The sequence below is a fragment of the Clavibacter sp. CT19 genome, from assembly GCF_027858075.1.
Classification (GTDB): Bacteria; Actinomycetota; Actinomycetes; order Actinomycetales; family Microbacteriaceae; genus Clavibacter; species Clavibacter tessellarius_A.
This window is the reverse complement of record NZ_JAQHYR010000005.1, coordinates 164,261-190,263: the sequence shown is the minus strand read 5'-3', so window position 1 is coordinate 190,263 and position 26,003 is coordinate 164,261. Positions and strand designations below refer to the sequence as shown.

The 26,003-nt window shown below is 75.9% G+C and carries 23 protein-coding genes; 14 read left to right on the top strand and 9 right to left on the bottom strand.

Annotated features, from left to right (window positions below; translation table 11 throughout):
- Window positions 1–149: 149 nt before the first annotated feature.
- Window positions 150–707 carry a hypothetical protein gene (locus tag PED38_RS07990; protein WP_063072250.1) on the top strand — a complete coding sequence of 186 codons (558 nt, stop codon included), beginning with the start codon at window positions 150–152 and terminating at the stop codon, window positions 705–707.
- A 280-nt stretch (window positions 708–987) separates the two neighbouring features.
- Complete coding sequence (locus PED38_RS07985; protein ID WP_214583674.1) at window positions 988–1,521, top strand: hypothetical protein; 534 nt, start codon at window positions 988–990, stop codon at window positions 1,519–1,521.
- 174 nt (window positions 1,522–1,695) lie between these two features.
- Here PED38_RS07985 and PED38_RS07980 read toward each other — a convergent pair whose 3' ends face one another.
- Together PED38_RS07980 and PED38_RS07975 are read right to left on the bottom strand one after the other, a co-directional pair.
- A complete protein-coding gene (locus tag PED38_RS07980; protein WP_081235082.1) occupies window positions 1,696–2,289 on the bottom strand; it encodes a GNAT family N-acetyltransferase in 594 nt (197 codons plus the stop codon).
- Between the two features lie 49 nt (window positions 2,290–2,338).
- Complete coding sequence (locus PED38_RS07975) at window positions 2,339–2,695, bottom strand: Lsr2 dimerization domain-containing protein (protein ID WP_063072248.1); 357 nt, start codon at window positions 2,693–2,695, stop codon at window positions 2,339–2,341.
- Between the two features lie 127 nt (window positions 2,696–2,822).
- On the opposite strand from PED38_RS07975, the gene PED38_RS07970 reads away from it, so the two are divergent.
- Window positions 2,823–3,932 (top strand): GTP-binding protein, encoded by a 1,110-nt coding sequence (locus tag PED38_RS07970; protein WP_270980739.1) that lies wholly within the window; start codon window positions 2,823–2,825, stop codon window positions 3,930–3,932.
- A gap of 42 nt (window positions 3,933–3,974) precedes the next feature.
- Here PED38_RS07970 and aztA read toward each other — a convergent pair whose 3' ends face one another.
- Window positions 3,975–4,622 (bottom strand): zinc ABC transporter ATP-binding protein AztA, encoded by a 648-nt coding sequence (aztA, locus tag PED38_RS07965; protein ID WP_270980738.1) that lies wholly within the window; start codon window positions 4,620–4,622, stop codon window positions 3,975–3,977.
- A gap of 55 nt (window positions 4,623–4,677) precedes the next feature.
- Between aztA and aztB the strand changes: the two genes are divergently transcribed.
- The 8 genes from aztB (at window position 4,678) to PED38_RS07925 (ending at window position 14,933) form a co-directional block, all read left to right on the top strand.
- Complete coding sequence (gene aztB, locus PED38_RS07960) at window positions 4,678–5,631, top strand: zinc ABC transporter permease AztB (protein ID WP_270980737.1); 954 nt, start codon at window positions 4,678–4,680, stop codon at window positions 5,629–5,631.
- Window positions 5,632–5,686: 55 nt separating this feature from the next.
- A complete protein-coding gene (locus PED38_RS07955; RefSeq protein WP_270980736.1) occupies window positions 5,687–6,919 on the top strand; it encodes an ABC transporter in 1,233 nt (410 codons plus the stop codon).
- A complete protein-coding gene (gene aztC, locus PED38_RS07950) occupies window positions 6,916–7,848 on the top strand; it encodes a zinc ABC transporter substrate-binding protein AztC (RefSeq protein ID WP_270980734.1) in 933 nt (310 codons plus the stop codon). Before PED38_RS07955 ends, aztC begins: the two co-directional genes overlap by 4 nt.
- Before the next feature lie 35 nt (window positions 7,849–7,883).
- Window positions 7,884–9,095: a zinc metallochaperone AztD gene (aztD, locus tag PED38_RS07945; RefSeq protein WP_270980732.1), complete on the top strand. Its 1,212-nt coding sequence runs from the start codon at window positions 7,884–7,886 to the stop codon at window positions 9,093–9,095.
- 284 nt (window positions 9,096–9,379) lie between these two features.
- A complete protein-coding gene (locus PED38_RS07940) occupies window positions 9,380–10,576 on the top strand; it encodes a glycosyltransferase (RefSeq protein WP_270980731.1) in 1,197 nt (398 codons plus the stop codon).
- An 85-nt stretch (window positions 10,577–10,661) separates the two neighbouring features.
- Complete coding sequence (locus tag PED38_RS07935; RefSeq protein ID WP_270980730.1) at window positions 10,662–11,690, top strand: NAD(P)/FAD-dependent oxidoreductase; 1,029 nt, start codon at window positions 10,662–10,664, stop codon at window positions 11,688–11,690.
- A gap of 78 nt (window positions 11,691–11,768) precedes the next feature.
- The gene (locus tag PED38_RS07930; RefSeq protein WP_270980728.1) at window positions 11,769–12,662 is read left to right on the top strand and encodes a dihydrodipicolinate synthase family protein; all 894 of its coding nucleotides are present in this window, start codon (window positions 11,769–11,771) and stop codon (window positions 12,660–12,662) included.
- Window positions 12,663–12,740: 78 nt separating this feature from the next.
- Window positions 12,741–14,933 (top strand): ATP-dependent Clp protease ATP-binding subunit, encoded by a 2,193-nt coding sequence (locus PED38_RS07925; protein ID WP_270980727.1) that lies wholly within the window; start codon window positions 12,741–12,743, stop codon window positions 14,931–14,933.
- A gap of 12 nt (window positions 14,934–14,945) precedes the next feature.
- On the opposite strand, the gene PED38_RS07920 is transcribed toward PED38_RS07925, so the two are convergent.
- Both PED38_RS07920 and PED38_RS07915 read right to left on the bottom strand, forming a co-directional pair.
- Complete coding sequence (locus PED38_RS07920; RefSeq protein WP_270980725.1) at window positions 14,946–17,129, bottom strand: alpha-galactosidase; 2,184 nt, start codon at window positions 17,127–17,129, stop codon at window positions 14,946–14,948.
- Window positions 17,130–17,225: 96 nt separating this feature from the next.
- Window positions 17,226–17,594: a hypothetical protein gene (locus PED38_RS07915; RefSeq protein ID WP_270980724.1), complete on the bottom strand. Its 369-nt coding sequence runs from the start codon at window positions 17,592–17,594 to the stop codon at window positions 17,226–17,228.
- A gap of 151 nt (window positions 17,595–17,745) precedes the next feature.
- On the opposite strand from PED38_RS07915, the gene PED38_RS07910 reads away from it, so the two are divergent.
- Genes PED38_RS07910 through PED38_RS07900 form a run of 3 tightly spaced genes read left to right on the top strand, consistent with a single transcriptional unit; the run spans window position 17,746 to window position 20,886 of the window.
- Complete coding sequence (locus tag PED38_RS07910) at window positions 17,746–18,750, top strand: aldo/keto reductase (protein WP_270980723.1); 1,005 nt, start codon at window positions 17,746–17,748, stop codon at window positions 18,748–18,750.
- 7 nt (window positions 18,751–18,757) lie between these two features.
- On the top strand, window positions 18,758–19,999 hold the full coding sequence (locus PED38_RS07905) for a dipeptidase (RefSeq protein WP_270980722.1): 1,242 nt from the start codon (window positions 18,758–18,760) through the stop codon (window positions 19,997–19,999).
- A complete protein-coding gene (locus PED38_RS07900) occupies window positions 19,996–20,886 on the top strand; it encodes a GNAT family N-acetyltransferase (RefSeq protein WP_270980721.1) in 891 nt (296 codons plus the stop codon). The genes PED38_RS07905 and PED38_RS07900 overlap by 4 nt, the downstream gene beginning before the upstream one ends.
- On the opposite strand, the gene PED38_RS07895 is transcribed toward PED38_RS07900, so the two are convergent.
- Genes PED38_RS07895 through PED38_RS07880 form a run of 4 tightly spaced genes read right to left on the bottom strand, consistent with a single transcriptional unit; the run spans window position 20,820 to window position 25,991 of the window.
- Window positions 20,820–22,562 (bottom strand): ABC transporter ATP-binding protein, encoded by a 1,743-nt coding sequence (locus PED38_RS07895; protein ID WP_270980719.1) that lies wholly within the window; start codon window positions 22,560–22,562, stop codon window positions 20,820–20,822. The two genes, PED38_RS07900 and PED38_RS07895, sit on opposite strands and share 67 nt — an antisense overlap.
- On the bottom strand, window positions 22,562–24,376 hold the full coding sequence (locus PED38_RS07890; protein ID WP_270980717.1) for an ABC transporter ATP-binding protein: 1,815 nt from the start codon (window positions 24,374–24,376) through the stop codon (window positions 22,562–22,564). The genes PED38_RS07895 and PED38_RS07890 overlap by 1 nt, the downstream gene beginning before the upstream one ends.
- On the bottom strand, window positions 24,373–25,164 hold the full coding sequence (locus PED38_RS07885) for a class I SAM-dependent methyltransferase (protein ID WP_270980716.1): 792 nt from the start codon (window positions 25,162–25,164) through the stop codon (window positions 24,373–24,375). Before PED38_RS07885 ends, PED38_RS07890 begins: the two co-directional genes overlap by 4 nt.
- Window positions 25,161–25,991, bottom strand: coding sequence for a thioesterase II family protein (locus PED38_RS07880; RefSeq protein ID WP_270980714.1), 831 nt, complete (start codon window positions 25,989–25,991; stop codon window positions 25,161–25,163). Before PED38_RS07880 ends, PED38_RS07885 begins: the two co-directional genes overlap by 4 nt.
- Window positions 25,992–26,003 lie beyond the last annotated feature (12 nt).

Below are 26,003 nucleotides of genomic sequence, written 5' to 3'. Positions count from 1 at the left end.
CGCGGCGTACGCGAACGCGCATGCACATCCGAGACGGAAGGGTACGGCGGTGTCCCCAGCGCCTGCTCGCTGTGGATGGGCGCGCCCGCGGGATCGGGATGGTTCCCTAACCTCTCGCTCTACCCACACACGAACGGAGCACCATCGCCATGCCATCCATCGCGCCCTCGACCCGATCCTCGCGTCGCCTCCGCCGGGCGGGGACCGTCGCCGCCGCCGCGGCCATCGCGCTCTCCGCCACCTTCGGCCTCGGCATCGCGCCGGCATCCGCAGCCACGGCCGCCGCGGCCCCGGCGTCCACCCCCACCGACGCCTCCCAGATCACCATCCCCGGAGCCAAGCCCGGACCGGCGCCCAAGTGGCCCGGCGCGCAGTACCGGTTCGTGTTCCAGACGCACTGGGTCAAGGTCGCCGACGGGGGGCAGAACATCCGGTCCTTCCGCATCCGGGGCTACTCGGTCAGGCCGGGTGGGCTGGCCGTCAACGACATCAACGAATGCGTCACGTACCCCGGATATGACCCCAAGATCACTGACTACCGCAACGTGGGCATCGTCCTGCCGCAGATCCTCAACACCACCGTCACCAGCTACTCCGGCCCCTCGTGCACCGGCTACGACTACTCGAAGGTCGGCGGAAGCGGTCCGATCGACAGGGGGGATATCCACTGGACGCTCTTCACGCACCACGCGCCGGCTCCTCGCTGACCGGACGATCCGCACGCACCGACGGCCGACGTCTCCCCCGCGGAGACGTCGGCCGTCGTCCGTCAGCGCGACCCGCCGACGAGGTGCGGTCGGTCCCTCCACCAGCTCGGCCTCGCGCGGCGGGGCGCGTGCGCGGCGTCGCGGGTCGTGCGCGCATGCACATCCGCGGTGCGTGGGTGCCGAGAGTCCCCATCACCCGCTCGGTGTGGATGCGCCCGTCCGCGGGATCGGCGGGCTGCTTAGCCTCTGATCTCCTACCCACGAACGGAGCATCATCGTCATGCCATCCACCACGCACTCCACCCGACCCTCGCGCCTCCGCCGCCGAGCGGGGACCGTCGCCGCCGCGGCGGCCGTCGCGCTCTCCGCCACCGTCGGCCTCGGCATCGCGCCGGCGTCCGCGGCCCCGTCGACCACCCACGCCGCCGAGTCCTCCGTGAGCACCAGCCCGGCCGGGGACCCCACGGAATCCAAGGTCGCCACCCAGATGTACACGTTCACGACGCACTGGACCCCGGTCTCCCGCGGCGGGCAGAACGTCGAGTCGTTCATGGTCGCGGGCCCCAGCAACAAGTGGGTCAACGGGGCCGACCGTCCGAGCTTCCATTACTGCGAGACCTTCCCGAACTACCGGAACAACCTCGACACCGACAGTCACGTGAATGTCTTCATCCCGTCGGAGTACGGCACCAGCGTCGTCAGCTTCCCCAGCCCCAATTGCGAAGGCCAGTTCGTCGACGGATTCGGTCAGATCGACACCGTGCACCACAGCTGGACCCTCTTCACGCGCCACGCGCCGACCTGGCGTCGCTGACCGGACCATCCGCACGTACCGACGGCCGGCGTCTCCCTCGCGGGGACGCCGGCCGTCGGCGCGTCAGCGCGGTGCATCTCCGGGATTCAGCGCGCGGGCGGCTCCCGGGCGGCTGTCGTCGTCCCGGCCCGGTCGCGCCCGTCGCGCTCCCCTTGGGACCGGGACGAGGCCGGATCAGCCCCGCCGATCCGACCGCAGCACCGCCATCACGATCACGTCGACCGGCTCGCCGTCGAACCGGAAGGCCGCGCGGAGCCGGCCCTCCTCGACGAAGCCCGCGCGCGCGTAGACGCGGCTGGCGCGGGGGTTGACGTCCAGGACCTCGAGGGAGATGCGCGCGAGGTCGGTCGCGGCGAACGCGTGGTCGACCAGGAGGCGCACGGCCTCCGAACCCAGCCCGCGGTCGCGGCCGGCGGGGCCGATGAGGATGCGGAGGTTCGCGCTGCGGTCCTCGGGGCTCCACTCGTTGAGCACGGCCTCGCCCACGCACGCGTCGGTCGCGCGGTCGACGAGCGCGAGGTCGAGGCGGTCGGGCTGGTCGGCGCGCGTCGCGTACCAGGTGCGCGTGCGGTCGTCGAGCTCAGGGCGCCCGGCCATCTCGGCGACCTCGGCGCTCGTGTGCGCGGATCCGGTGAGGCGTATCACGTCGGGGTCGGCGAGGATCGGCCCCATCGCCTCGACGTCGGCGGGGGTGAAGGGGCGGAGGACCGCGCGCTCGCCCTCGAGGCGCGGGAGTACGGGGAACAGGCGGGGGTCGGCGGCGCTCACGCCTCCATCGTGCCCGGACGGGTCGCGCCCGCCACGTGGGTCGCGCCGGTCAGCGCCCGTCGCGCGCGCGGTACAGGGTCATGAGGGTGGCGGAGATGCGGCCGCGGGTGCCGATGCGGTGGCCGTTCGCCTCGAGCCAGGCGCGGGCGGCGGCGCGCTCGCCCGTCGCGGCCGGGCTCGCGCCGGAGGACACGGGCGGGGGATCCGCCACGGGCGTCACCGTCACGGTGGTGCGCCGCCCGGCCGTGGCGTAGGGCGCGAGCGTCGACCGGAGCGCGCGGGCGTCGGCCTCGTCGAGGTCGACCTCGAGCACCCACCCGTCGAGCCCGAAGCGCACGGCCTCGAGCGGCTCGGTGCCGGGCGCGGAGCCCTCGTCGGCGCGCTGCGGATCCCTGTCGTCGGCCATGCGTCTCCCTGTCGTCGTCCCCCTCCCGCAGCCTAGGTCGCGCCGGGGACACCGGCCGCCCCGCCGGTCGCCGCCCCGGATGCCCTCCCGGTGCTTGATGAGAACCGTTCTCTTCTAAGCTGGGCGGATGGACGCCCACCCGAACGCCATCCCTCCCGTCACGCGCGGCGGCCTGGCCGTGACCCTCGTCTCGGCGAGCACCCTGCGCGCCGCCTCGCGAGTGGCCGCCGCCGTCACCGGATCGCCCGAGGCCGCGGATCCGCAGGTCGTCGAGGCGCCCGACGGCGACAGCGGCCGGCTCGGCGCCGAGCTCGCCGAGGGGCTGATCGCGGACGTCGACGACGGCCGCCGCGGCCTCGCGGTCGTCGCGCTCGAGCCCGCCGCGGATCCGCTCGAGGTCGCCCTGGTCCTGGAGCACGTGGTGGAGGCGCGGCATCCCGGATCCACGCCCATCGGCGTGCTCGACGTCGTGGCCGTCTCCTCGGTCGCCGAGATCCGCGACGTGCTGCTCGACCCGCGCGACGACGACGCGGCCCCGTTCGACGCGGGCGAGCGCCTCGCCGGGCGGCTGGAGTGCGCGAGCGTCGTGGTGCTCGCGGACCTGGATCCGGAGCGGCCGACCGCCGACGCCCGACGCGTCGTCGCGCTGGTCGGCCTGCTCGCGCCCGACGCCCGGATCGTCACGCACGGCGACCGCGACGCCCTCGTGCCGGTGCCCGTGCGGATCGCCCGGCAGCGCGTGCGGCGCCTCGCGGCGGGCATGGGCTGGCAGGTGGCGCTGGCGGGGCGGCTGCCGGCGCGGCTCGCGGTGCTGGCCGCGCCCGACGGGCCGTCGGATCAGGCGGCGCCGATGGGCGTGCACGTCTTCCGGGATCCGCGCCCGTTCCACCCCGGCCGCCTGCGCCGGGCCGTCGCGTGCGAGCTCGTGCCGGGACCGGCGGGGCGCATCGTGCGGTCGCGCGGGCTCGTGCGCCTCGCGAGCCGGCCGGAGACGGTCGGCCAGTGGTCGACGGCAGGCGACGTGCTGAGCCTCGACCCGACCGGCATGCCGAGCTGGGATCCGGAGTCGCCCGCGGGCCAGGAGATCGCCTTCGTGGGGGAGGGGCTCGACGGCGAGGCGCTCGACCGGATCCTCGGGGCCTGCCTCCTGGAGCCCGCCGAGCTGGTCGCGGGGCCGGACGCGTGGCGCGCGTACGCGGATCCGTTCCCCGCCTGGGACACCGAGCACCGGCACTGAGGCGGGCGCCGCCGGGAGCCGGGAGCAGGCGAGGCGCGCCGCTCAGCGCGCCTCGTCCCCGACCACGCGACCGTCCTCGAGCCGCACCACCCGGTCCGCCTCGGCCAGCACCGCCGGGTCGTGCGAGACGGCGACCACCGCGATCCCGCGGTCGGCCTCCGCGCGCATGATCGCGCGGATCCGCGCGGCGCTCGCGGCGTCGAGGCCGGTGGTCGGCTCGTCGAGGAGCAGCAGGTCGGCGCCGCGCGCCAGCCCCTGCGCGAGCAGCGCCCGCTGGCGCTGCCCGCCCGACAGCGCGGCGAATCCCTGCGAGGCGAGGGGGATCAGGCCGAGGCGGTCGAGCGCGTCGTCGACCGCCCGGCGGGCGTCCGCGTCGAGGCGTCGCCACCTCCCGGATCGACCCCACGCGCCGACCGTCACGACGTCGCGGACGGTGACGGGCAACCGGTCCGAGACGGCGGCGCGCTGCGGCACGAAGGCCACGCGATCCGCGGCGGACCGGGTCCCGGCGGCGGGCGCGCGGGTCCCGACCACGACCTCGAGGAGGGTCGACTTGCCGGCGCCGTTGGGGCCGGCGATCACCGTCACGGCCCCGGCCGGGAGGTCGAGGTCGACGTCATCGAGCGCGCGCCGGTCGCCGAAGTCGACGCGGATCCCGCGGAGGACGACGGCGGGTGGAGGAGGGGGCACGCTCCGATCCTACGCATTTGATAAGCGTTCTCATTCTCGACTACGGTCGGGGATCGTGCCCTTCCTCACCCGCGGAATACTCGAGCCGTTCGCGCTCGACTTCCTCCAGCGCGCCCTCCTCGGCGGCGCCCTCGTCGCGATCCTCTGCGGCGTCGTGGGCACGTGGGTCGTCATCCGCGGCATGGCGTTCCTCGGCGAGGCGCTCGCGCACGGGATGCTGCCCGGCGTCGCGCTCGCCACGGTGCTGGGCCTGCCGGTGCTCGTCGGCGGCGCGCTGAGCGCGGTCGCGATGAGCCTGGGGATCGCCGCCCTCCAGCGCCGCGGCCGGCTCTCCTACGACACGAGCATCGGCCTGCTCTTCGTCGCGATGCTCGCCCTCGGCGTCGTCGTGGTCTCGCACTCGGGCAGCTTCGCCACCGACGCGACCTCGATCCTCTTCGGCGACATCCTCGCCATCGCGCCCGTCGACATCGCCCTGCTGGCCGGCGCCGCGGTCGTGGGGCTCGGCGTCGCGTGGGCGTTCCACCGACCGCTCGTGGCGCTCGCGCTGGATCCGCGCATCGCCGCCGTGCTCCGCCTCGGCCCGCGCTCGGCGCAGGCCGCGCTCGTGGGGCTCGTGACGCTCGCGGTCGTCGCGTCGTACCAGGCGGTCGGATCCCTGCTCGTCGTCGGCCTGTTGCTCGCGCCGGCCGTCGCCGCGGGGCACTGGACCGCGCGGATCCCGACCCGGATGGCCCTCGCCGCCGTGCTCGGCATCGCCTCCGTGTTCGTCGGGCTGCTCGTGTCGTGGCACGCGGCGACCGCGGCCGGGGCGTCGGTGGCGGCCACCGCCATCGCCGTGGCCGCGCTCTCCGGCGTGGCGCGGGCGGCCGTCACGGCGCTGCGCGCGCGGGGCCGGGGGAGCAGGGGCGCGCCCGGTGCGGGGGACCACGATGACGCCGCCCGCGCCGCCGCCCTCGACCCGGTCCTCGCGGGCCCGTCCGCCGGATCCACCGCCCCCGCCCCCTGACCTCCGCGGCGGACGACCGCCGCGACCCTGCCATCCACCCCACCGAGAGGACCCCGTGCGCCCCCGCACCACCGCTCCCGCACTCCTGGCCGGCCTCGCGCTCGCCCTCACCGCCTGCTCGACCGCGCCCGCCGCGGCGCCGACCGCGGATCCGACCGCCGACGACCAGGGGGAGGGGCACGGCGCCGTCTCCGGTGCCGCCGAGCTGTCGGAGCCCCGCCTCGGCCTCACGTCCATCGACCCGGCCGGCGCCGTCACGCACCTCGACCTCCTCGACGGATCGGTCGCCGAGCTCGGCAGCGTCGGCGCCCCCGCCGCGATGGACACCGACGGCCGGTACCTCTTCGCGCAGACCGACGCGGGCGTCGAGATCGTCGACAGCGGCGTCTGGACCTGGGACCACGTGGACCACTTCCACTACTACCGGGCGGATCCGCGCCTCCTGGGCACGGTCGAGGGTGCCGGCACCGCGACGGTCGCGACCACCAACCTCTCCACCACGGGCGGCACGGGCCTCTTCTTCCCCGAATCGGGCGAGGCCGTGCTGCTCGACACCGAGGCGCTCGCGAAGGGCGAGGTGGAGGAGCGGTTCCGCCTCGACGGCGAGCCCGGCCCCGGCATGGTCGTGCCCGTCGGGTCCCTCGCGCTCGTCACCGAGGGCCGGGGCGCCGACGCGACGGTGGCCGGATACACGGCCGACGGCGCGCGCACGGGCCTCGTCGAGGCGTGCCCGGACGCGGCCGGCACCATCACGACGCGCGTCGGCGCCGTGATCGGCTGCTCCGACGGCGCCCTGCTCGCGAGCGTGGACGGCGAGGAGCTGACCGTCGAGCGGATCCCGTACCCCGACGGCACGACGGCCCCCGCCGCCACGTCGTTCGACAACCGCGAGGGCCGGCCGACGGTCGCCGCCCTCGCCGGGGACCAGGGGATCTGGCTGCTCGACACCCGCGAGCGCTCCTGGCGGCTGCTCCCGGCGCCGTCTCCGCTCGTGCACGTGACCGCGGTCGACGACACCGACGAGCACCTGCTCGCCCTCACCCGCGACGGCCGCGTGCTCGTGCTGTCCGGGGCCGACGGCGCCGTGATCGCCGACACCGGCCCGCTCGTCGCCGACTCGCTGGCGGCCGGGCGGATCCCGACCCTCGTCGCCGACCAGCAGCGCGCCTACCTCGCGGGCCCGGTCGAGCGGCGGCTGCACGAGATCGACTTCGCGGACGGCGCCCGTGTCTCGCGCACATTCGACACGCAGGCGGAGCCCGCCTTCACCGCGGAGACGGGCCGATGAGCGCGCGTGCCCGGCGCCTGCCCGCCGCCCTCGCGGCGGCAGCCGCCTCCGCCGCGACCGCCCTCGCCCTCACCGGCTGCGCGACCGCGGGCGACGATCGCCCGACCGTCTACGTCTCCACCAACATCCTCGGCGACGTCGTCGAGGAGCTCGTGGGCGACGAGGCCGGGGTCGTGACGCTGATGAAGCCGGACGCGGATCCGCACTCCTTCGAGATCTCCGCGCAGGAGGCCGCCCGCCTCCGCTCGGCCGACCTCGTCGTCTCCAACGGCCTCGGCCTCGAGGAGGGGCTGCAGCAGCACCTCGACGCGGCGTCCGACGCCGACGTGCCGAGCTTCGTCGCGGGCGATGCCATCGAGGTGCTCGACTACGCCGAGGGCGACGCGGAGGGCATGCCCGACTCGCACTTCTGGACGGATCCCGCCCGCATGGTCGACGTCGTCGACGCGCTGGAGCCCGTGGTCGCCGGGATCGAGGGCGTGGATCCGGACGTGGTCGCCGGCCAGGCCGCCGCCTACCGCGGCGAGCTGGAGGCGCTCGATGCCGAGATGACGGCCGCGTTCGGCGCGATCCCGGCCGAGCGCCGCGCCCTCGTCACCAACCACCACGTCTTCGGGTACCTCGCCGACCGCTTCGGCTTCGAGGTCGTCGGCGCCGTGATCCCCGGCGGCACCACCCTCGCCGCGCCCTCCGCCAGCGACCTCGCCGACCTGGTCGACGCGGTCGAGCAGACCGGCGTCCCCACGATCTTCGCGGAGTCCTCGCAACCCGACCGCCTCGTGCAGGCGCTCGCGAGCGAGGCCGACATCCGCGTGGAGGTGGTCGAGCTGTTCACGGAGTCCCTCACGGGACCCGAGGGCGGCGCCCCCGACTACCTCGCCATGATGCGCGTGAACACGCAGCGCATCGCCACCGGGCTCTCCCCCTGAGCGCCCGCGATCCCTCCCACACAGAAGGAACCACCATGCGCACCCCCCGACTCCGACGGACCGGCATCGCCGCCGTCACCCTGGGTCTCGCCGCGACGCTCGCGGCCTGCTCCACCCCCGCCCCGGAGGGCTCCCCGTCCTCCGGCGCCGCGGCCGGATCCGGTCAGGCAGCCGGCCCCCGCCTCGCCGTCGCGTACGAGGGCGGCATCCTCGTCCTCGACGGCGAGACGCTCGAGACCGTCGCCGACCTCGCCTCCGAGGAGTTCACCCGCCTCAATCCCGCGGGCGACGACCGGCACGTCATGGTCACCATGAGCGAGGGCTTCCAGGTGCTCGACACCGCGGCCGGCACCGGCGACGAGCCCGAGCTGACGGACACGGTCTTCGCGGCCGACACCCCCGGCCACGTCGTCCGGCACGCGGGCAAGACGATCCTCTACGCCGACGGCACGAGCGACACGACGGTCTTCGACACCGCGGCCCTCGCCACCACGGACGGCATGCCCGAGACCGAGACGATCGCGGGCGTCGAGGCGCACCACGGCGTCTCGATCGTGCTCGAGGACGGCACGTTCCTCACCACCGTCGGGAACGCGGACGGCCGGAACGGCATCGAGGTCCGCGACGCGTCCGGCGCGGTCGTCGCGCAGAGCGACCAGTGCCCCGGCGTCCACGGCGAGGGCACCGCGGCCGGCGAGGTCGTGGTGTTCGGCTGCGAGGACGGCGCGCTCGTCTACGACGACGGCGAGATCACCAAGCTCACCGCGCCCGACCAGCCGTACGGCCGCATGGGCAACGCCTACGTGAGCGAGACCAGCCCGATCATCGTCGGCGACTACAAGTCCGACCGCGACGCCGAGGGCTACCTGCTCGAGGCCGTGACCCTGATCGACACCGAGGCGGGGACCCTCCGCCTCGTCGACCTGCCGGAGGGCGTCGGCTACACGTTCCGCGACGTCGCGCGCGGCCCGGACGACATGGCCTACATCATGGGCTCGGACGGCGCGATCCACGTGCTCGACCCCGCGACCGGCGAGCTGACCGGCTCCTTCCCCGTCATGGACGCATGGGAGAGCCCGGTCGAGTGGCAGGACCCGCACCCCGCGATCGTCGTCGCCGACGGCATCGGGTACGTCACGGAGCCGGCCGCGCAGGAGGTGCACGCGGTGGACCTCACGACGGGCGAGGTGCGCTCGAGCACGACCCTCGACGTCACGCCGAACGAGATGGCGGTCGCCGCGGGCTGATCCGCAGGGGCGTCGCGGGGCGCGGGGCGGATGCTCCGCGCCCCTCGCGCGTCCGGCGTCCGCGGGTGCGCGGGTGCGCAGGTCCGCGGGTGCGCAGGCGGATGCGCACGCGACGCGGACCCGTCTGTGGGCACGGTCGCCGCGGGCGGGCGACGGCGTGCCACGATCCTCGTTCCCGCTGCCGGCACGCCATGCGGTCCGCGCCGGATCCCCGCGGCCCGCCCCGACTCCCGATCCCCGTCGGGTCCGAACCGGCATCGGCCGACCCGGAGGAGCCCGACCGCATGACGACGACCGCGACCCGATCCCGCCGCCCCGCGCGCATCCTCTTCTCGTTCGCGCGCGGCCGGGGCCACCTCGGGCCGCTGATGCCCCTCGCGCACGCGGCCGCGGCGGCGGGCCACGAGACGGCCCTCTGCGGAGCGCGGTCCGTCGTGCTCGACGAGACCGGCTTCGACCACCTCCACCCGCGCGAGGTGTCGACCATGCCGTCGACCGCGCAGCCGAGCTGGCGGGAGGACGGCACCGGCGTCCTGACGCCCGTCGCCGCGTCCGGGGTGCTGCGGAACGTGGCGCCGTACTTCCTCGGGCCCACCGGCCGGGAGGCGCGGGACGCCGTCTCGGGGATCGCGTCCGCCTGGCCGGCCGACGTCGTCGTCTGCGACGGGCAGGACTTCGGCGCCATGGTCGCGGCCGAGCGCGTCGGCATCCCGTGCGTCGTGGTCGAGGTGTTCGCGACCGCGCCCGAGGGGTGGATCGAGCAGCTCCGCGAGCCCATGCAGGGCTTCCGTGCGGAGGTCGGACTGGCGCCCGACCCCGAGCTGCGCGTGATCGACGGGCAGCTCGCCGTGATCCCGTTCCCCGCGTCGTTCCGCCGCGTCCGCGAGCGCCGCTCGCCCGTCACCCGGATGGGCCCGGAGGCCCCGCGGCCGGACCGCGACCATCCCGCCGTGGCCTGGTTCGCGGCGGGCGAGGAGGAGCACCGCGTCTACGCGACCCTCGGCACGATCTTCAACAGGGCGTCGGGCGACCTGCTGCCGCGGATCATCCAGGCCCTCGAGTCGCTGCCCGTGCGCGCGCTGGTCACGACCGGGCCCGACATCGACCCGGCCGGGTTCGCGGTGTCGGGCGAGAACGTGCGGCTCGAGCGGTACGTGCCGCATGACGGCGTGCTCGACATGGCCGACCTCGTCGTGTCGCACGGCGGATCCGGCACCATGACGCAGTCGCTCGCGCACGGCGTGCCCCTGCTCGTGCTGCCGCTGGGCGCCGACCAGCTCCCCAACGGCGAGCGGGTGCGGGAGCTCGGGGCGGGCGCGATGCTCGACGCGCGCGCGACGCCGGACGAGATCGCGGCGCGGATCCGGGCGATGCTCGCGGATCCGACCCCGCGCGCGGCCGCCGCGGCCGTCGCCGCGGAGATGCGCGCGCTGCCGTCGCCCGACGACGTGCTGCGGCGCATCGAGGCGCTCCTGCGCTGAGGTCGGCGGCCGCGACAGGCGGCTCCGCCTTGCTGATCCCGCAAGGAGCCGTGCGCCGAGCGCCCGGGTCCGCGAGGCTCGATCCATGGACATCACACGAGGGATCGACGGCCGGCACGAGTGGGACGCGGTGGTCGTCGGCGGCGGCGCCGCGGGATCGAGCGCGGCGCTCATGCTCGCGCGGGCCCGCCGGAGCGTGCTCGTCGTGGACGCGGGCCAGCCGCGCAACGCGGTCGCCGCGCACATGCACGGCGTGCTCGGCCACGACGGGAAGCCGCCGCGGCAGCTCCTCGCGGAGGGGCGCCGCGAGATCGAGGGCTACGGCGGCGTCGTGCTCGACGGGCGGGTCGAGGGGATCGCGGCGATCGAGGATCCCGCCGGCCCGCGCTTCCGCGTGAGCCTCGACAGCGGCGCCGAGGTGCGCGCCCGCCGCGTGATCCTCGCGACCGGCCTCGCCGACGTCCTGCCCGAGGTGCCCGGCCTCGCCGCGCACTGGGGCGCGGGCGTCGTCGTGTGCCCCTACTGCGACGGCTGGGAGGTGCGCGACCGACGCATCGGCGTGCTCGCGACCGGGCCCGGCAGCCTCCACCACGTGCAGATGCTGCGCCAGTGGTCGGCCGACATCACCTTCCTCGTCGCGGGCGGGACGGCGGACGGCCGGCCGCTCGAGATCGACGCCGCGACGCGCGCCGGGCTCGACGCCCGCGGGATCCGCATCGAGGAGGCGGTCGTCACGCGCGTGCTCGGCGAGCGCGGCGCGCTCGAGGGCGTCGAGCTCGCCGACGGCCGGGTCCTCCCGCTCGACTCGCTCTTCGCGATGCCCGGCGTCGCGCCCCGCGACGGGTTCGCCCGCGCGCTCGGCGCCGCGACCGAGGAGACGCCCTGGGGTCCGTTCGTGGCGGCGGATCCGATGGGCCGCACGAGCGTGCCCGGCCTGCTCATCGCCGGCAACGCGTCGAGCGGATCCGCGAACGTGCCCGTCGCCATGGCCGCGGGCACCATGGCGGGCGCGATGGCGAACGCCGACATGGTGACGGAGGACGTCGCCGCCGCGGTCGCCGTCGCGCATGCTGCCGCGCCCGGCGCCAGCATCACCCGCACCGCCGCGGCCTGAGCGCGACCCCGGGCTCGGCCGTCCCGCACGCGGCGCTACCGTGGCGGGATCCCCCGTCGTCGACCGATCGGACACGCCATGCTCACGGGTCACAGCGCCTTCCCCCTCACCCCGCTGCGCGACGGCGCCGTCGACGAGGCCGCCTTCGCGGGCCTGGTGGAGCGGCTGGTCGCCGCCGGCGTCGACTCCATCGCCGCGCTCGGGTCGACGGGGTCCTACATGTACCTCGACCGCGACGAGCGCCGGCGGGTCGCGGCCGCCGCCGTCCTGCACGCGGATCAGGTGCCCGTGATCGTCGGCATCGGGGCGCTGCGCACGTCCGACGTCCTGGCCCTCGCCGAGGATGCGCAGCAGGCGGGTGCCGCCGCGGTGCTGCTGGCGCCCGTGACGTACCAGGCGCTCACGGACGACGAGGTGCTCGGCCTCTACGAGGACGTCACCGCGGACCTGTCCGTGCCGCTCGTCGTCTACGACAACCCGGGCACCACGCACGTGCGGTTCACGCTCGATCTCTACGCGGCCATCGCCCGGCTCCCGCACGTCGCCTCGATCAAGATCCCCGGCGTCCCGGCCGACCCCGCGGCGGCGGCCGCGCATGTGCGAGCCATCCGGGATCGGATCCCCGGCTCGGTCACCGTGGGCGTGTCCGGCGACGCGCTCGGCGCGGCCGGCCTGATCGCGGGCTGCGACGCCTGGTACTCCGCCGTCGGCGGCACGCTTCCCGGCCCGGTGTCGGCGATCACGCGCGCCGTGCGGGCGGGCGATCACGCGGCGGCGCGCGCGGAGTCGGATCGGCTGCGCCCGGTGTGGGACCTCTTCGCCGCGCACGGCAGCTACCGCGTGATCTCCGCGATCGCCGCGCAGCTCGGCCTCGTCGGCGACGACCCGCTCCCGCGACCCGTCCGCGGCCTCGGGCCCGACGCCCGGGCGCGCGTCGCCGAGGTCGTGGGGTCCCTGCGCCTGGGGGAGTGACCGCCGTCCGCTGGCGCTGGGTCCGCTCCCGAAGTAAACTTGAGTCAGCACGACTCAAGTACGACCGAAGGGAACGCAGTGGCCAACATGCAGGGCGCACCCGTCACCGACGAGAACGCGAAGACCGCGCTCGAGCAGTACGGGGTGAACCTGACCGAGATCGCGAAGAGCGGCAAGCTCGACCCGGTCATCGGACGCGACGCGGAGATCCGGCGCATCAGCCAGGTGCTCACGCGGCGCACCAAGAACAACCCGGTGCTCATCGGCGAGCCCGGCGTCGGCAAGACCGCCGTGGTGGAGGGCCTCGCGCAGCGCATCGTCGCGGGCGACGTGGCCGACTCGCTCAAGGGCAAGCAGCTCGTCTCGCTGGATCTCGCGGCGCTCGTCGCGGGCGCCAAGTACCGCGGCGAGTTCGAGGAGCGGCTGAAGGCCGTGCTCAAGGAGATCGACGACGCCGACGGCGAGGTCATCACGTTCGTCGACGAGCTGCACACGCTCATGGGCGCGGGCGGCGGCGAGGGATCCGTCGCCGCGTCCAACATGCTGAAGCCCATGCTCGCGCGCGGCGAGCTCCGCCTCATCGGCGCCACCACGCTCGACGAGTACCGCCAGTACATCGAGAAGGACGCGGCCCTCGAGCGCCGGTTCCAGCAGGTGTACGTCGGCGAGCCGAGCGTCGAGGACACCGTCGCGATCCTCCGCGGGCTCAAGGGCCGGTACGAGGCGCACCACCAGGTGCCCATCACGGATGCGGCCCTCGTCGCGGCGGCGTCGCTCTCGAACCGCTACATCCCGGCCCGCCAGCTGCCCGACAAGGCCATCGACCTCATCGACGAGTCCGCGTCCAGGCTCCGGATGGAGATCGACTCGTCGCCCGTCGAGATCGACGAGCTGCGGCGCGCGGTCGACCGCATGAAGCTCGAGGAGCTGGCGCTGAAGCGCGAGAAGGACGAGGCGTCGAAGGCGCGGCTGGAGAAGCTCCGCGAGGACATCGCCGTGCGCGAGGCGTCCCTCGGCGACCTGCAGCGGCGGTGGGAGGCGGAGCGCGCGAGCGTCAACCGCGTCGGCAAGCTGAAGGACGAGCTGAACGAGCTGCGGATCCGCGCCGAGCGGGCCCAGCGCGAGGGGAACCTGGAGAAGGCGTCGCGCCTGCTCTACGGCGAGATCCCGGTGATCGAGCGCGAGGTCGCGCAGGCGGAGGCCGCCGAGTCGGTGCCGTCGGCGGAGGACCGGCTCGTGAACGAGCAGGTGACCGCCGAGGACATCGCGGCGGTCGTGGCGGCCTGGACGGGGATCCCCGTCGGCCGGCTGCTCCAGGGCGAGACCGAGAAGCTGCTGCACCTCGAGCAGGAGCTCGGCAAGCGGCTCATCGGCCAGAAGCCGGCCGTGCGGGCGGTCGCGGATGCGGTGCGCCGCACGCGCGCCGGCATCTCCGACCCGGGCCGGCCCACCGGGTCCTTCCTGTTCCTCGGGCCCACGGGCGTCGGCAAGACGGAGCTGGCGAAGGCGCTCGCCGAGTTCCTGTTCGACGACGAGAAGGCCATGGTCCGCATCGACATGAGCGAGTACGGCGAGAAGTTCGCCGTCTCGCGGCTGGTGGGCGCGCCCCCCGGGTACGTCGGCTACGAGCAGGGCGGCCAGCTCACCGAGGCCGTGCGCCGCCGCCCGTACTCCGTGGTGCTGCTCGACGAGGTCGAGAAGGCGCACCCCGAGGTGTTCGACGTGCTGCTGCAGGTGCTCGACGACGGCCGGCTCACCGACGGCCAGGGGCGCACGGTCGACTTCCGCAACGTGATCCTCGTGCTCACCAGCAACCTCGGCTCGCAGTTCATCAGCGACACGTCGCTGCCGCTCGACCAGCGCGAGCAGGCCGTGCAGCAGCTCGTGCGCCAGACGTTCAAGCCGGAGTTCGTGAACCGGCTCGACGACATCGTGGTGTTCCAGACGCTGTCGCTGGAGGACCTCGGCCAGATCGTGGAGCTCTACATCGACCGCCTCGGCGTGCGGCTGTCGGAGCGCCGGCTCACGCTCGGCGTCACCCCGGATGCCCGCCGCTGGCTCGCCGAGCGCGGCCACGACCCGCTGTACGGCGCGCGCCCGCTCCGCCGGCTGATGCAGCGCGAGATCGACGACCGCCTCGCGCGCGAGCTGCTCGCGGGCGACATCCGCGACGGCGACGCCGTGCGGGTCGACCTCGCGCCCGACGGCGAGGGCCTCACGGTCGGCCGCGCGTGGAGCGACGAGCCGGGGGAGCAGGCGCCGAGCGCCTGACGTCCTCGCGGCTCAGACCGCCGTCACCCGCAGGATCGCGATCGACTCGGGCAGCATCGCCGGCGCGTGCAGGCCCGATGCGGCCAGCGCGCGGCCGGTCAGCTCGACGCCGTCCCACCAGGCCGGGGCCGTGAAGCCGGGCTCGGGGGTGCCGACGCGCACGGGCTCCACGCGGTAGCGGCGGTCGGGATCGAGGCCCGGCAGCAGGAAGCGGCCGCGCGGGGAGACCTCGGAGCGGCCGATCGACGCGAGGAAGAACAGCGCGGAAGCGGCGTCCAGCGCCACGGCGCCGTGGACCAGCAGCGTCGGGTCGCTCTCGTCCGCGCGGACGACCGTGCCCGTGTGCATCAGCGCGCGCTCCTCCTTGTAGAGGGCGATCCACGCCGCGAGGTCGGCGTTCTCCTCGTCGGTGGCCTGCGCGAGGTCCCACTCGATGCCGAGGTGGCCGTGCAGCGCCGAGCCCGCGCGGAACGCGAGGCGGTGCGCACGGCCGGTGGTGTGGCTCACGCCCGAGGCGATGTGCGAGCCCAGGAGCTCCGGCGGGAGGAGCTGCATGGTCCAGCGCATCATCTGCTGGCGGTCGAGCGGGTCGATGCAGTCGGAGACCCACACGCGGTCGGTGCGCTCGAGCACGCCGAGGTCGACGCGGGCCCCGCCGGACGCGCACGCCTCGATCTCGAGGCCGGGGAAGCGCGCCCGCAGCTCGTCCATGAGGCGGTACGCCGCGAGCGTCTGCCGGTGCACGCCCGCCTCGCCGCGCGGGTGGACCCCGGCGTCGACGAGGTCGCGGTTGTGGTCCCACTTGACGTAGGCGATGTCGTGGGCGGTGAGGATCGCCGTCATCCGCTCGAGCACGTACGCGTACGCCTCGGGGATCACGAGGTCGAGCACCTGCTGGTCGCGGGCCCGGCGGGGGAGGCGGCCGCCGGTGGCCATGATCCACTCGGGGTGCGCCCTGGCCAGGTCGGAGTCCTCGTTCACCATCTCGGGCTCGAACCAGAGGCCGAACTCCATGCCGAGGCCCGTGACGTGGTCGATGATCGGGTCGAGCCCGTCGGGCCACACGGCCTCGTCGACGTACCAGTCACCGAGCCCGGCGTGGTCGTCGCGGCGGTGGCGGAACCAGCCGTCGTCGAGCACGTAGCGCTCGACGCCGAGCGCGGCGGCGCGATCCGCGAGGTCCTGCAGGCGCGCGAGGTCGTGGTCGAAGTAGACGGCCTCCCACACGTTGATCGTCATGGGCCGGTCGCGGCGCGGGTGGGAGTCCCGGGCGCGAAGGAAGCGGTGGAAGCGGGCGGCCTGATCGTCGAGGCCGTGCCCGTACGCGGCGTAGACCCACGGGCTCGCGTAGGACTCGTCGCGGGCGAGGCGCACCTCGCCGGGCAGGAGCAGCTCGCCGCCGCCGATCACCTGGCGGCCGGTGGAGAGGCGCTCGGCGTAGTGGCGGTGGTTGCCGCTGAACGCGACGTGGACGCCGCGCACGTCGCCGTGGCGGAAGCCGAAGCCGGGCGTGCCGACGGAGAGGAGGGTCGCGGCGTCGGGGCCGGTGCGGCCCTTGCGGCCCTCGCGCTCGTGGATCCCCACCACCAGCTCCCGGCGCTGCGGCGTGCGCTCGAGGCCCCAGCGTCCGGCGAAGTCGAGGATCTCGCGGGCCTCGGCCGGGAGCGGCAGCGCGAGCTGGAGGGCGCCGACGGAGTAGAGGCCGTCGCGCAGGTTGCGGACCTCGGCGCGCATCCGCACGAGGCCGGAGGGCAGCAGCTCGACGTCGATCGCGAGCGCGAGTCCCGCGGCGTCGTCGACCGCGTCGACGTGCACGAGCGCGGGGCCGGCGGACGCGGATCCGGGCCGGCCGTCGACGCCCGACGGCAGCGGCGAGCCGACGACCGTCGCGGCCGTGACGCGGAACATCGGCGACCAGTCGGCGCCGTCGCGGTGCCCCTCGAGGCCGGGCTTGCCCATCCACGACGTGTGCGCCTCGGGCAGGATCGACAGCCGCACGGGCGTGTCCGCGATGCTGCCCACGATCGGCTCGACGGACGCGAGCACCAGGGTCTCGAGGTCGGCCGCGGTCGTCTCGCCGAGGTCCGCGCCCCAGTGCACGACGGCGGGGAGGCGGCCGTCGACGAGGTCGAGGACCAGCGAGACGCCGGACGCCCGGAGGTGCAGGAGGGCGGAGGGGACGGCGGTGTCGGACATGGGGCTCCTCGCGTCGGTGCGGGTGGGGACGGATCCATCCTCCCGCGCTCGTGCGGCTGCCGGCGCCGGTGCCGCCGCGGCTGCCGACGCGTGCGCCTAGTCCAGGTCCTCGAGCCCCGGGACGGCCGTGCCGTCCTGCCGGTCGGCGCTGACGCTCGTGCCCGACTGCGACTGGCGGGCGCGGACGGTGCGGGCGCGGATCCGCTCCACGGCGTCGGTGTCGCGCAGCTCGTCGTCGGACGAGCCCGCGGGCTCCACCACGATCTGGCTGGCCGGCCCGATGAGGATCTCGATCGTGCCCACCCCGCCCTCGGGCAGCCGCACGGGCACCTCGACGGTCGCGGCGGCGGTGCCCTCCCGAGCGAGCGCCTGCGCGCACTCCACCACGGCGCTGGCGATGTCGTCGCCCGTCAGGTAGCGGCCGTCGGCGTAGTGGATGGTGTGCACCGTCTCAGTGAAGGCCATCGCCCGCCGGTCGCCTAGGGGCTTGTCGCCAGCGGACAGGGGGTGGAGGGTCCGCCCCGCGCGACGGCCGCCCGGGCCGCCCGGGCCGCGCGGGGCGGTCGGGGCGGTCGCGGCGGGCGGGTGCGGCGGCCTCCCTCGGTACGCTCGGCGGATGACCTACGTCGCTCATCCCGATCGCTACTCGTCCATGCCGTACCGCCGCTCCGGCCGCTCGGGCCTGAAGCTCCCCGAGCTCTCCCTCGGCCTCTGGCACAACTTCGGCACCGCCCGCCCGATCGACACCCAGCGGGCCATCGTGCGCCGCGCGTTCGACCTCGGCATCACGCACTTCGACCTCGCCAACAACTACGGCCCGCCCCCCGGCAGCGCCGAGACCGCGTTCGGCCGGATCCTCGCGGAGGACCTCCGCCCGTACCGCGACGAGATCGTCATCTCCTCCAAGGCCGGCTACCTCATGTGGGACGGCCCCTACGGCGAGTGGGGCTCCCGCAAGTCGATGCTCGCGTCGCTCGACCAGAGCCTCGGGCGCCTGGGCCTCGACTACGTCGACGTGTTCTACTCGCACCGCCCGGATCCCGAGACGCCCATCGAGGAGACCATGGGCGCGCTCGCGACCGCGGTGCACCAGGGCAAGGCGCTCTACGCCGGCATCAGCAACTACTCGCCCGAGCAGACCGAGCGCGCCGTGGCGGCGCTCGCCGAGCACAAGGTACCGCTGACCATCCACCAGCCGAGCTACTCGATGTTCAACCGGCACGTCGAGGGCGGGCTGCTGCCCGTGCTGGAGGAGGCCGGATCCGGCTGCATCGTGTTCTCGCCGCTCGCGCAGGGGCTGCTCACGGACCGGTACCTGTCCGGATCCATCCCCTCCGACTCGCGCGCCGCGACCAGCGGGTTCCTCGACGAGTCCGCCGTCTCGTCCGTCTACCTGGAGCGGGCGCGCGGCCTGCAGGCCGTGGCGGAGGGGCGCGGGCAGACGCTCGCGCAGCTCGCGCTCACGTGGGTGCTGCGGCACCCCGGGATCACGAGCGCGCTCATCGGCGCGTCGAGCGTGGAGCAGCTGGAGCAGAACGTGGCCGCGGCCGGCGCCCCGGCGCTCACCGACGACGAGCTGGCGGCCATCGAGCCGCTCGCGGTCGACGGCACCGGGCGCTGATCCGCGGATGACGGACGCACCCGCCCCCGCCGGCCTCGCCGAGGGCGCCGCTCCGGCCGACCGCGCCGCCCTCGCCGACCGGGTGAGCCGGATCCTCGACGCGCAGGGCATCGTCGACGGCCACGACGACCTCGCCTGGGCGCTCCGCGAGCGCGCGGTGCGGGAGGGCGGCCGGGGCGCGTCCGTCGGCGACGACGTGCTCGCCCGGCTCGCGGTGGAGGACGCCGTGCCCGGCCTGCACACCGACCTGCCGCGCCTCGACCGCGGCCGCATGGCGGCGCAGTTCTGGTCGGTGTGGGTGCCGGACCTGCCGGACGTGGATCCGGTGCGCTCCACGCTGGAGCAGATCGATGTGGCGCGCCGGCTCGTCGCCGCGCACCCGGACCGGCTCGCGCTCGCCGTGACAGCCGACGACGTGGAGCGCGTCGTCGCGTCCGGCCGGATCGCATCGCTCCTCGGCATGGAGGGCGGCCACTCGATCGGCGGATCCCTCGGCGTGCTGCGGGCGATGCGGGCGCTCGGCGTCCGCTACATGACGCTCACCCACAACGCGAACGTGCCCTGGGCCGACTCCGCGACCGACGCGCCCGTGCTGCACGGGCTGAGCCCGGCCGGCGAGCGCGTGGTCGCCGAGATGGAGCGGATCGGCATGATCGTCGACCTCTCGCACGTGTCGGCCGACGTGATGCGGCACGCGCTGCGGATCGCTCGCCGTCCCGTGCTGTTCACGCACTCCGGGGCGCGCGCCGAGTGCGACGTGCCGCGGAACGTGCCGGACGATGTGCTCGCCGCGCTCCCCGCGAACGACGGTGTCTGCATGGCGACCTTCGTCCCGCAGTTCGTGTCGCCGCGGGTGGCGGCGTGGCACGACGAGACGCTGGCGCTCGCCGTGGCCGAGGGCGTGGATCCGCGCGACCACGAGGGCGTGCAGGCCGTCGCCGCGCGCCGCCCGGGGGAGCGGCCGCGCGCGACGCTCGCCGACGTCGTGCGGCACGTGGAGCGGATCCGCGAGGTCGCCGGACCCCGGCACGTGGGCCTCGGCGGCGACTACGACGGCATCGACCGCACTCCCGACGGGCTCGAGGACGTGTCGTGCTACCCGGCGCTGATCGCGGCGCTCGCCGAGCGGGGCTGGTCGGACGGAGACCTGCGGGCGCTCGCGGGCGGCAACGCGCTGCGCGTGCTGCGGGCGGCGGATGCGGACGACGAGGTGTCGCGCGCGCCGGCGGACGCGGGGGACCTGGCGTGAGCGCGGAGGGCGGCGCCCGGGGCGGCGACGCCCTCGGCGCCGCATCCGCCGCGGCCCTGCGCGCCATGGACGCGCGCGCCGCGGCCGCCCTCCTCGACGACCTCGCCGACCGCGGCTGGCCAGCGGAGCACCGCGAGCGGCACGGCGGCTGGATCCTGCGCGCCGCGGGCGGCGTGACGAAGCGCGCGAACTCCGTGCTCCCGGCCGGCCCGGTCGACGACACGGACGCTGCCCTCGACGCGGTCGAGGCGTTCGCGGACCGCCACGGGATCGACCCGTGCGTGCAGGTGTCGCCCGCGTCGGAGCCCGCCGACCTCGCCGCCCGGCTCACCGCCCGCGGCTACGTCGCCGAGGCGCGGACGCTCGTGCAGGTCGCCGACGCCGGCGCGGTGGTGGCGCGGCTGGCGGAGGCGGGAGGTGCGGATCCGGCGCTCGCGCTCGCGCTCGCGCTCACGGTCGCGGACGCGCCCGACGACGCCTGGCTCGACGCGTGGTGGAGCGTCGACGGGCGCGGCGGAACCGCCGAGCTCGCCGTCGCCCGCGGGATCCTCGCGCGCGGCCCGGCCGTGTACGCCGCCGTGCGCGACGGCGACCGCGTGCTCGCCACCGCGCGCCTCGCGCTCGTCGGCCGCTGGGGCGGGCTGTTCGCCGTCGCGACGCGCCCCGAGGCCCGGCGGCGCGGCCTGTCGCGGGCGGCCATGGGAGCTGTGGTCGGCGCGGGCGTCGAGCGGGGGATCACCGACCTCTGGCTGCAGGTCGTGGCCGAGAACGACGGCGCGCTCGCCCTCTACGACGGGCTCGGCTTCCAGCCCGCGTCGCGCTACGAGTACTGGGCCCGCACCCGCCAGCCGTCGGCCGCCTCGAGATCGGCGAGGAACCGCGCGTAGACGCCCGGCTCGGCGGCGAGCGCGTCGTGCGTGCCGCGCTGCACGAGGCGGCCGCCGTCGAGCACGAGGATCTCGTCGGCGCTGCGGATCGTGTCGAGCCGGTGCGCGATCACGAGCAGGGTCCGGCGCCCGCGCAGGAGCCGGATCGCCTCGCCCACGGCCGCGGCGCTCTCCGCGTCGAGCGCCGCCGTGGCCTCGTCGAGCACGACCACGGGCGTGTCCGCGATGAGCACCCGGGCGATGGACACGCGCTGGCGCTGGCCGCCCGACAGCTGCCGGCCGCCCTCGCCCACGGGCGTGTCGAGGTCGAGCCCGGCGCCGAGCGGCAGGCCGGCGCGGCGGAGCGCGTCGGTGACGGCGGCGTCGTCCGCGTCCGGATCCGCGAGGCGCACGTTGTCGCCGAGCGTGCCGGCGAGCAGGTGCACGTCCTGGAAGACGGTGGACACGGACGCGGCCACGTCGGCGAGCGCCATGTCGCGCACGTCGACCCCGCCGATCCGCACGGCGCCGTCGGTCACGTCGGCGGCGCGGGCGAGGAGCCGGGCGATCGTCGTCTTGCCGGATCCGGACGGGCCGACGAGCGCGATCATGCGGCCGGCGGGCAGGGCGGCGTCGACGCCCGCGACGGCCGGGGTCGCGGATCCCGGGTAGGAGAAGGAGACGCCGTCGAGCTCCACGTCGGCGCCGACGGGCCGGAGCGTCGTGCCCAGCGGGCGCTCCGGGATGGGGGCGGCGTCGAGGATCCGGCGGACGGCGCCGAGATCGCGGCGCGCGGCGCGCACCCCGACGGCCAGCTCCGCCGCCTGGCCGACGAGGTCGGCGGCGTGGAAGACGAGCACGAGCGTCGCGACCGTGCGGCCGGCGTCGACCGGGCCGCCGCCGACGCGGTCGACCGCGAGCACGAGCGCCACGACGAGCGCGGCGCGCATGACCGTGCCGAACGCGACCAGCCCCGCGACGATGCGGCCGATGAGCGCCCGGGACGCGGCGCGGTGCCGCACCAGGATCCCGTCGACGAGTCCCGCGTCACGACCCGTGCGCCCGTGCGCGCGCAGCACGTGCTGCGCCTGCGCGAACTCCACGACGCGCTCGGCGATCTCCGTGTCGGCCGCGGCGCGCGCGGCGTCGGCGCGCGCCACGATCCGGCCGCCGAGGCGGAGGGCCAGCACGAGCACCGGGGCGAGCACGAGCAGGGCGACGCCGAGCGGGGGATCCAGCACCAGGAGCGCGACCGCGATCACGGCGGGCACGACGGTCGCGGTGATGAGCGGCCGCAGCAGGTACGCCGGCACGCCCATCGACGCGAGCACGCTGCCGCCCGCCGCACCCGTGAGCTCGGCGCGGTGCGCGGCGTCGAACCAGGCGAGCGGGAGGCGCACCACGTGGTCGCCGATGCGGTGGTGCAGCGCGTTCGCCGCCCGCACGCCCGCGCCGAACGCGGCCGACTGCGCCCGCGCCTGCACGGCGAGGTGGGCGGCGGCGAGGAGCAGGAAGAGGGCGATCCACGGCCACGCGGACGCCGGATCCGGCCCGAACAGGCGCTCCAGCACCGGCACGAGGGCGACCACCGCCGCGCCGTGCAGCACGGACGCCGCCGCCATGCGCGCCACCACCGGGCGCAGCTCCCGCTCGCCCGCGGGACCGAGGGTGCGGCGGATGTCGTCTATCGCGCCCATCAGCGCTCCTCCCGGTCGGTGTCGGTCGTGCGGGTCGTGCGGGTCGTGGCGGTCGGGGCCGGTTCCAGCGCGCCCGTGCGCCGGAGCCGCGCGTACAGGCCGTCGAGCGCCAGGAGCTCCGCGTGCGTGCCCTGCTCCACGATGCGGCCGGCGTCCATCACGACGATGCGGTCCGCGTCCTCCACCGTCTCCAGCCGGTGCGCGACGACCAGCACGGTCCGGCCGCGGGTCGCCTCGGTGAGGGCGCGCTGCATCCTGGCGGCCGTGCTCGGATCGGCGTGCGCCATCGGCTCGTCGAGCACGAGCACCGGGCAGTCGGCGACGAGCGCGCGGGCGAGGGCGATGCGCTGGGCCTCGCCGCCGGAGAGGACGCCGCGGGGATCCAGCACGGTCGAGTACCCGTCCGGCAGGGCGTCGACGACGTCGTCGACCTGGGCCGTCCGGGCGGCGGCGCGCACCTCGTCGAGCGAGGCGTCCGGGCGTCCCAGCCGGAGGTTCTCGAGCGCCGTGTCGCGCAGCAGCACGGTGTCCTGGAGCACGCAGCCGACCCGGGCGTGCCAGGCCGCGGGGGTCGCGTCGCGCACGTCGACGCCGCCGAGCTCGAGGGTGCCGCGGGTGGGCAGGCGCAGGCGGGCGACGAGGGCCGCGAGGGTGGACTTGCCGGATCCGGACGGGCCGACGACCGCGGTCACGGATCCCGGCTCCAGGTCGAGGTCGACGTCCCGGAGCGCGTCCCGCTCGCCGTCGTAGGTGAAGCCGACGCCGCGGAGCACGAGGCCGGCGCGGTGGCGGGCGTCGGGTTCGCGCGGGTCGGCGACCTCCGGCTCGACGGGCGCGCGCAGCACCTCGTCGACGGCCTTCGCGGCGTCGACCGCGCCCCGGATGGCCTGCGCGCGCGGGCCGATGACGCCGACGGGCGCCGCCATCGCGGGCGCGAGGAGGAGGAACGGCGCGAGGTCCGCGGCGGGCAGCGCGCCGGCCGCGACCATCGCCCCGCCCACGGGCACGACGAGGGCGAGCACGCCGATCGGCGAGACGGTCAGCCACGACGCCGTGGTGACCGCGGTGGTGCGCGCGACCCAGGCGCCGAAGAACGCGGCGAAGGCGTCGACCGCCTGGAGGTAGCGGGCGTGCGCGCGGCCGGGCCGGCCGAAGGAGCGGACCACCTGGATCCCGTCGGCGAACTCCACCACGCTGCCCGCGATCTCGGCCGACGCGCGCCCGTACTCGGCCATCGACGACATGGCGCCCGCCATCGCCCGCGCGAAGAGGAACACGCCGGCGACGAGCGGCAGCAGGCAGACGAGCGCGAGCGGCACGTCGAGGGCGAGGAGGTAGACGACCGACGCGACGGTGACCACGACCAGGCGCGTGACGTCGAGCAGGGTGTGCGCGACGAGCGCGTGCAGCGCCGCCACGTCCTGCTGCACGGCCTGGCGCACCCGGCCTGCGTCGTGCGCGTCGAACCAGGCCAGGGGCACGCGGCCGAGCCGGGCGACGATCCGGCGTCGGAGGTCGAGCTGGAGGTCGGCGTCGGCGAGATGGGTGAGGGTGTCGGCGGTCGCGCCGAGCAGGAGGCTCGCGAGGCCGGCGACGGCCGCGAGGACCACCCCGCCCCATGCCGGGGGACCGCCGGGGTCGGCGACGGCGGCCCGGCCGATCTCGGCGACCGCGACGACGGCGGCGAGCCCGCTCGCGGAGGCCGCGGCCTGCAGGAGCACGGCGGCCGCCAGCCGGACGCGGACCGCGCGGACGGCGACCGCCACGGTGGCGGGCTGCTCGGCCGGGCCCGGGGCGCCCTCCGTCCCCGTCATCGGCCCAGCACCGCGAGCTCGGTCGCCGCGTCCTCGGCCCCGCCGCGCAGCACGGTCCACGACCGCCCCGCCTCCCGTTCGAGCGTCGCGGGGTCCAGGCTGTGCCATTCGTATCCTCCTCGGACCTCGCGCACCGTCCGCTCGCCGTCGAGCACGAGCCAGCGCGTGGTGAATCGCGTGGCGCCGTCGCGGCCGGGCTCGGCCGTGGTCCACCACTCGTACGTCTGGATGCCGATGCGCTCGCGCAGCAGGCGCGTCGGCGGGAGGGAGCGCGCGCTCGTCCCCATCAGGTCGACGACGACCACGCCGCCCGGCACCAGCCGCTCGAGGCAGCGCCGCCAGAGGTCGGCGCGGTCGTCGCTCCCGAGGTGCCCGGCGACGCCGATGAGCACGACCGCCCGGATCCGGTCGGGCAGCGCGACCTCCTGCGCCGTCTCGGGGCGGATGGTCACGCGGTGGCGGAGGGCCGGATCCTCGTGCACGCGGCTCCGCAGCACGGCGCGCATGACGGGGGAGGGCTCGGCGGCGAGGATCGGCGCGCCGGGCACGAGGTCGGCCAGCAGGCGCGTGACCCGGCCGGTGCCCGCGCCGAGCTCCACGATCGTGCCGGGGTCGGGATCCGCGCCGGGGCCGCGGCCCGCGCCGGGGCCGCGGCCCGCGTCGGCCCCGCTCGCCGAGGCGCCCGCCAGCGCCTCGGCGAGCACGCCCGCCATCGCCCCCGTGTGGCGCCGGGCCACGAGGTCGTAGAACTCCGCGCCGGGGGAGTAGTCCTGGAGGTCGAGCGTCACGGGAACATCGCCTCCGCGTCGGCGGGGAAGGCGAGCGCCGGATCCAGCAGGGAGACGATCGCCTCCACCACCTCCGCGGGCCGCTCCGCCAGGTAGAAGTGACCGCCGCGGAACACCCGGAGGCGCGCGTCCCCGTCGGGGCGCGCGTCCCCGTCGGATCCGGCATCCGCGTCGCCGACGAGCCGGTGCCACGCCTCGGCCTCCGCGGGCCGGAGCTCCGGATCCGCGTCGCCGCTGAACACGCTCACCGGGCAGCCGGGCCCCGGGCCGGGGCGGGTGCGGTGCGTCTCGACCAGCCGGTAGTCGTCGCGCAGGCAGGCGAGCACGGTGCGGCGCATGTCGTCGTCGGCCAGGATCTCCGGCGCGGTGCCGCCCTGCCGCACGAGGTCGGCGAGCAGCACGGCGTCGTCCTGCCGGTGCAGGGTGCCGCCCCACCGCTCGGTCGGCGCGCGGCGTCCCGACACGACGAGCCGGACGGCGGGGCGGCCCGCGGCCGCGAGGAGGCGCGCGGTCTCGTAGGCGACCAGGGCGCCCATGCTGTGCCCGAACAGCACGACCGGCAGGCGGTCCGACAGCGCGCCGACGGCCGTCGCGACGTCGGCGGCGAGCGCGTCGAGGTCGGGGCTGACGGGATCGCCGTAGCGATCGCCGCGGCCCGGGTACTGCACCCCGAGGAGCTCGACGCCCCGCGGCACGAACGGCGCCCACCCGCGGTAGGCGGACGCCGCGCCGCCGGCGTGCGGCAGGCAGACGAGGCGGATGCGGGGCGCGGGCGCCGCCTGGATGCGCCGCAGCCAGGCGTCCTCGATGCGTGGGGTGTCGATCACGGCGGGCTCCTC

Excerpts from the sequence above, each read along its gene's own strand:
- PED38_RS07990 (WP_063072250.1), top strand. The coding sequence starts at position 150 with ATGCCATCCATCGCGCCCTCGACCCGATCCTCGCGTCGCCTCCGCCGG.
- PED38_RS07985 (WP_214583674.1), top strand. The coding sequence starts at position 988 with ATGCCATCCACCACGCACTCCACCCGACCCTCGCGCCTCCGCCGCCGA.
- PED38_RS07975 (WP_063072248.1), bottom strand. The coding sequence starts at position 2,695 with ATGGCCGACGACAGGGATCCGCAGCGCGCCGACGAGGGCTCCGCGCCC.
- PED38_RS07970 (WP_270980739.1), top strand. The coding sequence starts at position 2,823 with ATGGACGCCCACCCGAACGCCATCCCTCCCGTCACGCGCGGCGGCCTG.
- aztC (WP_270980734.1), top strand. The coding sequence starts at position 6,916 with ATGAGCGCGCGTGCCCGGCGCCTGCCCGCCGCCCTCGCGGCGGCAGCC.
- aztD (WP_270980732.1), top strand. The coding sequence starts at position 7,884 with ATGCGCACCCCCCGACTCCGACGGACCGGCATCGCCGCCGTCACCCTG.
- PED38_RS07940 (WP_270980731.1), top strand. The coding sequence starts at position 9,380 with ATGACGACGACCGCGACCCGATCCCGCCGCCCCGCGCGCATCCTCTTC.
- PED38_RS07935 (WP_270980730.1), top strand. The coding sequence starts at position 10,662 with ATGGACATCACACGAGGGATCGACGGCCGGCACGAGTGGGACGCGGTG.
- PED38_RS07930 (WP_270980728.1), top strand. The coding sequence starts at position 11,769 with ATGCTCACGGGTCACAGCGCCTTCCCCCTCACCCCGCTGCGCGACGGC.
- PED38_RS07920 (WP_270980725.1), bottom strand. The coding sequence starts at position 17,129 with ATGTCCGACACCGCCGTCCCCTCCGCCCTCCTGCACCTCCGGGCGTCC.
- PED38_RS07915 (WP_270980724.1), bottom strand. The coding sequence starts at position 17,594 with ATGGCCTTCACTGAGACGGTGCACACCATCCACTACGCCGACGGCCGC.
- PED38_RS07910 (WP_270980723.1), top strand. The coding sequence starts at position 17,746 with ATGACCTACGTCGCTCATCCCGATCGCTACTCGTCCATGCCGTACCGC.
- PED38_RS07905 (WP_270980722.1), top strand. The coding sequence starts at position 18,758 with ATGACGGACGCACCCGCCCCCGCCGGCCTCGCCGAGGGCGCCGCTCCG.
- PED38_RS07895 (WP_270980719.1), bottom strand. The coding sequence starts at position 22,562 with ATGGGCGCGATAGACGACATCCGCCGCACCCTCGGTCCCGCGGGCGAG.
- PED38_RS07890 (WP_270980717.1), bottom strand. The coding sequence starts at position 24,376 with ATGACGGGGACGGAGGGCGCCCCGGGCCCGGCCGAGCAGCCCGCCACC.